Here is a 10,353-nt window from a genome sequence, read left to right on the forward strand (position 1 = left end):
GCAGCCTGCGCACGGCCTGCGGACCCGGTTCGGTGGACAGCAGTTCCATCTGGGCGCGGGTGTTGTCCAGCACGTCCTCGGCGACCGGATGACGTTCGGCCTGGTAGGTGTCCAGCAGTGTTTCCGGCGCCCAGCCGCGGATCTGTGCGGCCAGTTTCCAGCCGAGGTTGAACGCGTCCTGAACGCCCAGGTTGAGGCCCTGTCCGCCGGTGGGTGGATGGATGTGTGCCGCATCGCCGGCCAGCAGCACCCGACCGACCCGATAACGTTCGGCCAGCCGGGTGGCATCCCCGAAGCGGGACAACCAGCGCGGGGAGTGCACGCCGAAATCGGTTCCGGCGATGGTGCGCAACTGTTGTTTGAAATCCTCGAGGGTGGGCGGTTCCGCGCGGTCGCTGACTCCCGCGGCGGGGACCACGACGCTGTAGACCCCTTCGCCGAAGGGCCGGAGCCAGAATCGCTGATGGGCCTCGCGGATTCCGGTCACCGTGGCGGCGATCTCCTCCTGCGGCACACCCACTTCCATCTCGCCCATCAGCGTCTCGGTCCGCGAGGGCTCGCCGGGGAAGCCGACGCCGAGCCGTTTGCGCACCGTACTGCGCCCGCCGTCACAGCCGACGAGATAGCGCGAACGCAGCTGTTCCCCGTTGGCCAGCTCGACGGTCACACCCTCGTCGTCCTGCTCGAAATCGGCCACCGCGCAACCGCGCCGGACCTGCGCACCCAGTTCGATCGCATGTTCTTCGAGCAGGCGTTCGATGACCGGCTGCGGGATGCCCAGCAGATAGGCGTGCGCGGAATCCAGGCCCTGGGGCGCGGGTTTGTTGATGGCGGCGAAGAAGCCGCCGGCCGGACGCTGTCTTCCGTGTTCGAGAATGCGTTCCAGCAGCCCGCGCATTGCCATCAACTCGATACTGCGAACGTGCAGACCGACTATGCGGACGAACGACTTGGGCTCGGTTTCCTTCTCTAGGACGAGTACCCGCACGTCGTGTAGCCGCAGTTCGGCGGCGAGCATCGCGCCAGTCGGCCCGCACCCGGCAATGATCACGTCGAACACGAGGGGCGCACGATCGGCGCCGGAGGCCGGCGACCGGAGTCCGGGGACGTCGCCCGCGGTGAAGTCGCGCTCGACCGTGTCGTTCGACGGCGGCTCGGGGGTGAACTGCAGAGAGTGCATAGGTATTGCCTTTCGGGAGTGCCTTGTTGGCGAGGCGCTCCCGGCGACACCTACGTCAATCGCCCGACCGTGACGGGAAGGGGGAGCACCCACATCGATACAGCGTTCATGGGTCTCACCTCCTCGGGCGGTGTCACGGGCAACTGCAAGCTACAAGCCTGAGCATCATCGCGTCCAGTCCTTTCCCCGCCACGTGATCACGACTCCGAACGGGCCGGTGCGGTTGCAGGGCGAATCCGGCGTGGCGGCCCGGCTGGTACCGGTCAGTGGCTGCCCCCGATGCGGACCGGATCTCGGTAGGCGCTGCGGCAGGGTGGCCAGCGGATCACCCAACCGCTCGGCGCCGTCCATCAACGGCGGCGGATCGGCGAACACCACGCCCGCGGCCCGTTGCCAGGCCGTCGTGCCGCTCCCGCCCGTCCGCGCCGACGTACCCGACCGCGAACCCCGACAACGACGCTGGCGCCAAGCCGCGCCCCGCCAGGCTGGGAAGGGACATCGGGAGGTGCGGCGACCATCCCGCGCCGCACCGCGCCCTGATTAACGAATTACCGGTAACGAAAATCCGACAAATAGCTCGGACAAAAGGGATGAAGTACTCGTGCATCATAATGACAGTTATTGTGCGTAGCTGCTCAGTGAATGTGATGCCGTAGCGTCACCGGGGGTTGTCCTGTCCCAGTGGATCCGAGTCTTCCCGCCGAAGTTGGAGTCGCTGGCCCGGCTATCTGCGACCCGACCCAGCGAAACTGCGGCGGGCGCTGCTGAGTGAACCGGACCCGTGGCCGACGCACCTGGTAGGCCGAGCTGGCAACGCGGGCCGGTTAGCACATTTGATCGAATGCAGGGGCAGGTTTGAGGATGACCTCCTCGGACCTGCCCGGCTTGAGTCCTCGCCAACAACAGATCCTGGCCGTGATACGGCAGTGGGACGAGCGCCATGGGTATCCACCGACCGCCCATCGCGACGCCCAGACGCCCCTGGCGGTCCGGGCGCGCCTCTGGCGTTCAGGTTCCGCTGCTGGGCTCGATCGCTGCCGGCGCTCCCATTCTGGTCGAGGAGTACGTCGAGGAAGTCCTGACCTTGGCCAGGAAGCTAGTCGGCCACGGGGAGGCTGTTCGCGCTGCACGTCTGGGGAGACTCAATGGTCGAAGCTGGCATCGCGGACGGGGACGTCGTCGTGGTGCGGCAGCAAGCGGTAGCCGACAGTGGCGACATCATCGCCGCCATGATTGACCACGAGGCCACCGTCAAGGTCTTGCGCATCCGCGATGGCGCCGTGGACCTGCTACCCCGCAACCCGCGCTACCCCGTCATTCCCGGTGACCGCGCGGTGATCCTCGGCAAGGTGGTCTGCGTGCTGGGTCGTAGCTGAGCGTGTGTCCGCCCGTAGCGCGCGGCAGAAGATCAACGCTGGACGGGTGGGGTTGTGGTAGCCACTCCTCGATCAGACCGCGCAGCCGCCAGTACCACTCTGCCGACGGTAAGACGCAGGGGTTCGGGATGCCGGAGGCACGTCCGGGGGTGTGGGTCCGGCCCGTAGCCGCGGGTGAAGGGGATAAATGGCTTGCACAGGCGCCGGGCTGAGAGCTTGACTGCTCGCCATGCCTTCCCCGTCACCGATCTTCGTTGCGGGTACGGGTCGTTCGGGAACGTCGCGGATCGCCGACATCATCGGCGAACATCCGCTGATCCATCGGATTCCCATGGAGACCCGGTTTCTCATCGACCCGGGTGGCCTGCGGGACCTGGCCGACGCGCTCACCGATCGATACGACCCCACCGTCGGTGAGGACGCTCTGCACCGGCTGAGCGACTTCCTCACCGTACGAGTGCCCGGACGGCGCGACGATCGCGGCAAAACCGTACCCGAGCTGGTCGGCGAGCGGCGCTACCGGGACGGGGTGCAACAGCTCTGGCCGCAGCTGGTCGCGTACACATACGACGAACCTGCGCCCGCGGAAGGCTTCGGGAACGCCGACCGGCCTGCCGGGCCGTTCGAGCCGCTGAGCCGCCGGCGGGTACTTCCCAGGTATTTCAGCGACCGGGGCGAACTGCTCGGAATCTTGCGGGGCCTGATCGACACCCTGTTCGGCGGAGCAGCCGCCGACGCGGGCAAGCCGACCTGGTGCGAGAAGACCCCGTTCAACCTGCTGTGCATGGACTTCCTCTGGGAACTGGTCCCCGAAGCGACCATCGTGCACATTAAGCGGCACCCGGTCTCAGTGCTCGCATCCCACCTGGCCCAGCCATGGGCACCGCCCACCGTCGACGGCGCGCTCGCCTACCTCAAGCCGGTCTACCACCGATGGCTCACCTGGAAGAACACGGTCGACCTGACGGGCAGGCGATACATCGAGGTGAAAGCAGAAGATCTCGCCGCCGACTGGCCCGGGCAGCGCCGCGCCCTGTTCGAACGGCTCGGCGTCGACGACTTCGCCACCCCTTCAACGTTCCAGTCGCACAAACTGACGAACCGCAACGACCAATTCGACGACGAAACCCGCGAGTTCATTGAAGAAGCACTCGGCAAGGTCATCCCGGCCATGGGATATGAGTGACGGCTCTGGCTCTCCACCCTGGGCCGGTGGCGAACACGCGGGCCCGGGCGGACAGCTTCGCGGGGACGTCCACGACGGTCTCGCCGCCGGCGACCAGGCGTTGAGTGCGTGCCGGCCGATGCCGTTGCGGCCCTCGACCGCCCAAACGCGGTCTTTGTGCTTGCGTCCGGCGGCGAGCATGCCTGGTAGCCGTCGCGGTCGGTGCCGAACCGGCCCTGCCCGAGCGCTTTCTCTCGCGCGTTGATGATTTCGATGGTGGCGGAACGCTTGTGCGGGTCCACGCCGATAATGACCTGGGCCATCGTGTCCTCCCTCGATCCGACGATGGGTCGTCGACGGGAGGGCAGCGCTACCTTGAGCATCCGGAGTGAGTGTCTTCCGGCTCACCGCGCAGGCCCCGGCAGCCCCAGGTCGGCACCCCTCCTCGCCCCGGCTGACCCTCTGCTCGAAACACCATCCGGACGAGGATCCGCTCGGCTCGGCGATGCGGCATCGAGCAGGTCGCGGGTCACCTCGAAGTATTGCTCCGGCAAAGGTCGGCAGTTGGTGCACGTGGGGCCGCATCAACCGTCACCACCGTTGCCGGCCCCGGGCCTCTGATCGTCATTCCTCGGCTTGACATGACGAACCGTTGGTCAGGAAGTCACCGACGCCGGCTGTCGTTGAGATTTCCGTTGTCACAGGGCGGCTTGACGACCCTGCGCGAGCCAGGGTTCAAATAGGACATTGAACGGAGCGATGGCAGGTGGGAGGATGCATTGTGTGGAGCAGGCGCGAGGGCCGTCTTGCCAGTCGAAGCCAGAGTCGCATGACATCGTGCTGCGCCTGCTGCTGTTGACCGCGACCGGGGAGCAGACCTGGTCCCGACGAACTCCTCGCATGGGCTGGTTTGACCAGTGCGGCGGCCTCCATCCGTGGCCGCTGCTACCGGCCGCAGCGGTACCGGTGGTGCTTGGCAGTGTCATTTCGGGAGGCGTCAATGACGGACCAATTCGGTCATTTCGTGGCGTCCGGTCCTGTGGAGCCCGAAGATGACGCCCTGTTCGGCACCAGGCCTGACTTCGTATTGAACCTCAAGAGCATCGCCGAACACATAGTGGCGTCGAGTCGTGCACCGCATCCATCACCAATGATCTTCGGGCTCTACGGCAGGTGGGGCGCCGGAAAGTCCTCCGCTCTACGGTTCGTGGAGGGATTGATCGCGGAGGCGGCCGAACGGAACCACGTCCGGACCTTTCTATCACAGTTCGACGCACCACTGTGGGAGCAGCACAACAACGTCCGGGCAAGTATGGCTCTGCAGATCCTGTTAAACAGCCCCGACGCCCTGACGAAGGCAACGGACCTGCTTTCGCAGCTACGCCCCGTCGAATCCGGCAATCTGTTGACGAATGACGGAGTCCAGTGGGATCTGCAGAGCTCGATCCGCTTCCTTGACGCTCTTGGCCGACATGAAAGTGCGCCGCCAATGCTCGAGCATTGGCTTCGCGAGATGATAGGCCGCGGCGTCGCTAGCGGCGAGTCGAGACCAGTCCACGTTATTTTCGTCGATGATCTCGATCGGTGCTCCGTAGAATTCACGGTTCAACTGCTGGTCGCGACGAACTACTGGATGAGCGCGCGTGGTGCCAGTATCTACTTCGTACTCGCGGCGAGCAGGGCGCATCTTCTCGAATCCCTCAAGCGCAGCACTTTTCCACTTGGCCCGCTGAACCCGGAGGAGGCCCTGGAGAAGTATGTGCATCTCAGCTTCGAAGTACCCGACATGTTAACGAACTCTCGTGAGATCGCCTTGTTCCTGAGCAAACTGATCGAATCATCCGTATCGAACGTAGAACGTGAACGAATCGGCGAACTACAAGATCTTCTTAAGCTCGGCCCAGACGACAACCCATTGAGTTCCGTATTTGCGCCCCTCCTGCATCCGGCCGATGGAAGGGTGACGCCACGCGCGATCAAGCACAGGCTAAACACTTTCCTGGCCGAGTTCAGGCCACAGGGCCAGGTTCAGCTAACACCTGAGCTCGTCAAGCGCTGGATTCTGAAAGCATTTTGGCCGGACTTCTGGTGGCGTATGATCTGGCCAGCTGAAACGCTAGACGAACCGAGCGCCTCCAGAATAGTGTCCCTGCGCGCCATCGGTCGTAAGCTTACTCCCCTATGGGCGATGGAGAGAGCCCGACTACAAATCCCTTTCGAACATCTCGCCGCAGCCGGCGGTGTGGCGCTCGATCCGATGGACGACCCGGTCGTCGCAATCTATCTCGCGTCCGAACCAGCGTGGGAACCGCCAACCAGACAGCAGGCCGGCAACGATAAGCTAAGCGCAACGCCCTCGGACAGCAGCGACACCACGATCGTGGAGGGATCCACAGGCGACGCCAGGGAAATGGAACCGCTGGATCAGGGTGCGGTTTCAAGCGCACACGGCATCGAGGGTGGATCCTCCACAATGCCGGACGACATTCAGAACCAGCTCATCCTAAACTACGTGCTCGCCAAGCAAGAAGAAAAGTCGAACCCGTCCGAGGCCCTTCGAAGGACACGAGAAGTGCTGAAGACGGCGAAGCGGCTCGACGATCTAGGCGCAGTCGCGTCAACCGTTGGCAATGCTGCACTCGTCGCCGAACGCCTACAGGACAACGATCTTGCAATCGAGCTGCACTGTTTGGCCGTACGGGCACGGCCGGACCACGAGAACATAAATCTCAACTACGCCCGGTGCGTGCTTGACGCCCAGAAATCTGACCACTACGAGGAAGCAGCAGAGGCGATTCGTCGGGCCCTCAGCATTCCTGGCGGTCAGCAGGAGTTTCGAGCCAAGGTCCTAACGCTTCGCGTCCGCCTTGCGGTCGGAGAAGAACTGTCCGAGATTGCGTCGGACTTCGAGAAGCTTCGACTCGCGCTGACTCAGAGTCCGAAGCCAGATGATTTGAGCCGACTGCTATTTGTTACAAAGAAAAGAGAACTTCGGTGGTTGACGACCATCGAGGCCCTGCATGAGACATGCAAGGCGGTCTTGTTTGCTTGCCACACAGATGCAGAGCGACATCAGACACTGAAGTTGTTGGCCGACACGCTGTTCTTTTGGGGAGACAATACTGAGAGCGAGCTGGACGCCGCCAAAATATATTTATTTCTGCTTAAAACGGGAGTATTGTCGAGATTCGGCAGCCCGGCAGATGCAGAAGCAAACATCGGGTACGTCCTGAGGAAACTTGGATACAAAAACGCGGGGCTCGTCATCTACATGTACATATACAGACGATCCGCAGCCAGCAACTGGCTCCGCCGGGCGTTGGCCCTCGCGTTGAATGACCAAGGTGACGGGAAGGCGGCGGCTGCCGCACTGCTCGGCCAAGAGTTGCCTACCATTACGGTGGAGCCGGAGGAACTTCCAGTCGATTTGTTGGATTCCAGCCAGCGATGGTGGGCTGGCGTAAGCTGGGACGCCTCGTATCCTCCCAGTACCAGCAAAGTGCTTGAAATCCTCGGCCAGGCATCCGCATGAGCGCGAACCCGCATCGCCCCAATCATGCTGACTGGAAGCGGATCTCCGCCTTCGCCGTCAGCGGAGCGCTGTTGACGGCGAGTGGAGCGTTCGTCGGCTGGAGTTACCTGCAAGGTGTGATCATCAATCTCGGAACGACACTTTTCCTGTTCGGATACCTCTGGGTCGCTGAGCAACGGCTTGTGACGCGTATTGACATGCTGTCGAAGCCAGGGACGCTCGCGGAAGCACAGCTACGCGCCCGTGACGTTCTTCGAGCTGCTTCGACGTCAAGCCCAAGCATCGAATCCTACACCGAACTGGTCGCGACTTGCCTGGCGGCGACCGGTGCAAAGATTATGCAGGCAGGATTCGTACAACGACGCCCAGCCTCCGAACAAGCCCCGCTAGAGTTGTACCACCGACAGACGGCCACCACCTGGAAGCTCGAGCATGCTGGCGAAAACCTGAGGCATTGCATAAGCTTCGGCGACGGTGCTGTCCTCGCCACAGACTGGGTCCATGTCGGACCGCAGCTCACCGCCGAGGAACTGCGAGTCGCGCTACAACAGTTCGAGCATCAGGTGTTCCACGGCCTACTTGTGGTCATCGGGAGGCTCAATCCGGAGCGCCGAAGTCCGGCTTTGCGTTGGCGGAGACGGTGACAAAGCGGCGTGCCGGTCCAGTTCCCCGGCAGCTTCCGCGTCGGCCTGCGCATCGCCTCGATCCGCGCCCGGGTCCCGTCCTCCTGCTGGCGGGTGAACCGCTTGTACAGCGTCTTCCACGGCCCGTGCCGTGCCGGGACGTCCCGCCACGGCACCCCGGTGCGTACCCGGAACACGATCCCGTTGATCACCTGCCGGTGACCTTCTGGCGGACGCCCCGCCGCCACCCGTAGCCCGGTCATCGTCCGGTGCGGCAGTGCGGGACGGTACCGGACAGGCGGCGGGGCGTGCGTCCGCTGTTGCTCGACAACGCGACGTCGACGAAAGCGCCGACGCCGGCCCGCGCGACGTTCGCCAGGAGGGCGACCAGCAGCAGGCGGAGTCCGACGTCGCTACCGTCGTCCGGCGCACCGGCGGTGGGTGGTTCGCCGCCGCCGGACAGGAGGGTGCCCAGCAGCCGCAGGTCCGCCTCGGGCAGCCATCGGGTGACGTGGTCGAGTTGGGCGGCCAGCAGTGGCCACGGGTACCGGCCGTCCGGGTCCCACTCCTCGACCAGCAGGCCGGCGGTGTCGTGCAGGACTCGCGCCACCCACGGCCGCGGCAGCCGGGACAGGCGACGCACGGCCGCCTGGTAGCCCACACGATCCGCCTGGTTGACCGCGCGGACCCCGGCGACGACGGCGTTCCACAGTTCCTGCTCGACCGGGGTCGGTGGGTGCCACATCACGTCTCCTCCCGTCCCGGACGGCCCGGGGTCGGATCGCGGGGTGCGTCACCACCCGGGCGGCGGGGGTGGCCGGCACGGGCCTGTAGGAGGGCGAGGCCCGTGCCGGCCGCGGTGATCACCCCAATCACCGTCTTCCCGCCGGCGGCGCGGCCGGGTCCGATGGACGCCCGGCGCCGCGCCGGGGCGGCGGCACTACCTTCCCGCCGGCGGCGCGGCCGGGTCCGATGGACGCCCGGCGCCGCGCTGGGGCGGCGGCACTACTGCGTCGGACGGCCCTCGACCGCTCGTTCCCGGTTGGAGCAGGGCGCTGGCGGCGCGGCTTCTCCGGTGAGCGAGATCCGCTATCACCGCCTTCAGGCTGCTCGCTATCGTGAGAGAAGTATATGACAAAAGCTAACCAGTTATGACGATTTGGACGTGCCTGCCGGCGCCGGCGGGTCCCGGTGACGTCGAGGTACACGGGTTGGGCGGGTCGGAACAGGAGATGCGACGGATCGGATTGCGAGCCACCGGTCGGGCCATCGAGCGACATGCGAAGTGCCACCGGTCGAGGCTATGAGGCCCTTGTCGACTTATGTCCGACTTTGGAAGGCGAACGACCTCGGCAATATCTCGCCATTCGCATATCCGGAAATCCGGTTCTACTACTGCGTAAATACACCAAATGTGCGTTGACTACTCAAACGGGATTTTAGGTGAGAAAGCTCCGAGCGGCCGTGGGCCGCCCCATCCGGGGCGGCCCACGGGTGCGGGGTCACCGTTGCGTGCGGTCCTCGATCTCGCCGCATTCCCCGGGTCGGGCGTCGATCGCCTCCTCGGCCGCCCGGCCGCCGGTGCTCTCGTCGCCCAGGGTCAGATCACTGCGGGGCAGCCCGGACAGCCCGGCCGGGTCGCGGATCTCCCCGAGGACATCGCGCGCGTCCTGCGCGACGTCGGGCACCTCGGTCTGCCCGGGCCGGGCGTCGATCGCCTGCTCAGCCGCCCGGCCGCCGGTGCTCTCGTCGCCCAGGGCCAGGTCGCTGCGGGGCAGCCCGGATAGCCCGGCGGAGTCCTGGGTGGGCTGGTCGGGCGAGTCCGTCTGGGCGGCCGGGCCGCCGGCGGACTCCCGGCGTCCGACGCCGCGGGCGTGGTACACGCCGGAGGCGTCGCCCGGGTCACCCGGATCGGCCAGGCTGGTGTCGACGGGCCGGCCGGCCGGTTCGGCCAGGCCGGCCCGGCGCAACATGTCGACCAGCTCGTCGTGCGGCATGCGCTCGGTGTCCGGTATGCCGGCACCGCGCGCGATGGACCGCAGGGTGGTCAGGTCCTGATCTGCGAAGGTCTCGGCCATGCCGGTGCCTTCCCGAGGGCCAAGACAAGGAAACCTGCGCTCAGGCCCGCGCGCCGCCGAGGCCGAGCAGCACCGCGAGGCCGAGAGCGCTGCGCGGGGCGTACGGCACCCGCCACAGGCCGCCGTGCGCCGCCGCGTACGCCTCGTCGCGCCACGGGTGCTCCCGCGCGGCCTCGCCACCGGTGCGCAGGTCGTGCACGAGCAACGCGGCCATCAGGGTGTTGCTGGTGGCCGGCTCGAACACCTCGATGCCGAACCGGTGCGCACCCGCGTACGCGGCGGCGAGGGCCCGGTTGCGCAGCACCGAGCGGGTCCGGGTCGGCGGGGCCACGATGAGGGACACGGTCGTCCCGGCGGCCCGGGCCGCCGCCGCCCGCCACCGCTGCAGCCGCTTGGCCA

7 protein-coding genes and 2 pseudogenes are annotated in these 10,353 nt (G+C 65.8%); 4 read left to right on the forward strand and 5 right to left on the reverse strand.

The features are described 5' to 3' along the window. Window positions 1-1,060, reverse strand: a 1,060-nt coding sequence (locus ONA70_RS30885) for an FAD-dependent monooxygenase (protein WP_319959268.1), incomplete at its 3' end; no start/stop codon positions are given. 1,265 nt (window positions 1,061-2,325) lie between these two features. On the opposite strand from ONA70_RS30885, the gene ONA70_RS37055 reads away from it, so the two are divergent. From ONA70_RS37055 to ONA70_RS30905, 4 genes are all read left to right on the forward strand, one after another. Further along, window positions 2,326-2,556 (forward strand): LexA family protein, encoded by a 231-nt coding sequence (locus ONA70_RS37055; RefSeq protein WP_406601279.1) that lies wholly within the window; start codon window positions 2,326-2,328, stop codon window positions 2,554-2,556. A 331-nt stretch (window positions 2,557-2,887) separates the two neighbouring features. Next, the gene (locus ONA70_RS30895; protein WP_265010025.1) at window positions 2,888-3,742 is read left to right on the forward strand and encodes a sulfotransferase family protein; all 855 of its coding nucleotides are present in this window, start codon (window positions 2,888-2,890) and stop codon (window positions 3,740-3,742) included. Between the two features lie 979 nt (window positions 3,743-4,721). Continuing rightward, on the forward strand, window positions 4,722-7,253 hold the full coding sequence (locus tag ONA70_RS30900) for a KAP family NTPase (protein ID WP_265010026.1): 2,532 nt from the start codon (window positions 4,722-4,724) through the stop codon (window positions 7,251-7,253). Then, complete coding sequence (locus tag ONA70_RS30905) at window positions 7,250-7,897, forward strand: hypothetical protein (protein ID WP_265010029.1); 648 nt, start codon at window positions 7,250-7,252, stop codon at window positions 7,895-7,897. The genes ONA70_RS30900 and ONA70_RS30905 overlap by 4 nt, the downstream gene beginning before the upstream one ends. A 15-nt stretch (window positions 7,898-7,912) precedes the next feature. Here the strand turns inward: ONA70_RS30905 and ONA70_RS37060 are convergent. From ONA70_RS37060 to ONA70_RS30925, 4 genes and pseudogenes are all read right to left on the reverse strand, one after another. After that, window positions 7,913-8,115: pseudogene (locus tag ONA70_RS37060) on the reverse strand (transposase); the annotation flags it as partial. Window positions 8,116-8,135: 20 nt separating this feature from the next. After that, window positions 8,136-8,621, reverse strand: a complete 486-nt coding sequence (locus ONA70_RS30915) for a hypothetical protein (protein WP_265010027.1) — start codon at window positions 8,619-8,621, stop codon at window positions 8,136-8,138. 757 nt (window positions 8,622-9,378) lie between these two features. Next, the gene (locus tag ONA70_RS37065; protein WP_406601280.1) at window positions 9,379-9,954 is read right to left on the reverse strand and encodes a hypothetical protein; all 576 of its coding nucleotides are present in this window, start codon (window positions 9,952-9,954) and stop codon (window positions 9,379-9,381) included. Window positions 9,955-9,994: 40 nt separating this feature from the next. Then, a pseudogene (locus ONA70_RS30925) lies at window positions 9,995-10,353 on the reverse strand (hypothetical protein); the annotation flags it as partial.

Origin of the sequence: Micromonospora yasonensis (assembly GCF_026013475.1) — a bacterium.
GTDB lineage: Bacteria > Actinomycetota > Actinomycetes > Mycobacteriales > Micromonosporaceae > Micromonospora > Micromonospora yasonensis.

Coding starts and splice junctions, on each gene's coding strand:
- ONA70_RS30905 (WP_265010029.1), top strand. CDS start 7,250: ATGAGCGCGAACCCGCATCGCCCCAATCATGCTGACTGGAAGCGGATC.
- ONA70_RS30895 (WP_265010025.1), top strand. CDS start 2,888: ATGGAGACCCGGTTTCTCATCGACCCGGGTGGCCTGCGGGACCTGGCC.
- ONA70_RS30915 (WP_265010027.1), bottom strand. CDS start 8,621: ATGTGGCACCCACCGACCCCGGTCGAGCAGGAACTGTGGAACGCCGTC.
- ONA70_RS37055 (WP_406601279.1), top strand. CDS start 2,326: ATGGTCGAAGCTGGCATCGCGGACGGGGACGTCGTCGTGGTGCGGCAG.
- ONA70_RS30900 (WP_265010026.1), top strand. CDS start 4,722: ATGACGGACCAATTCGGTCATTTCGTGGCGTCCGGTCCTGTGGAGCCC.
- ONA70_RS37065 (WP_406601280.1), bottom strand. CDS start 9,954: ATGGCCGAGACCTTCGCAGATCAGGACCTGACCACCCTGCGGTCCATC.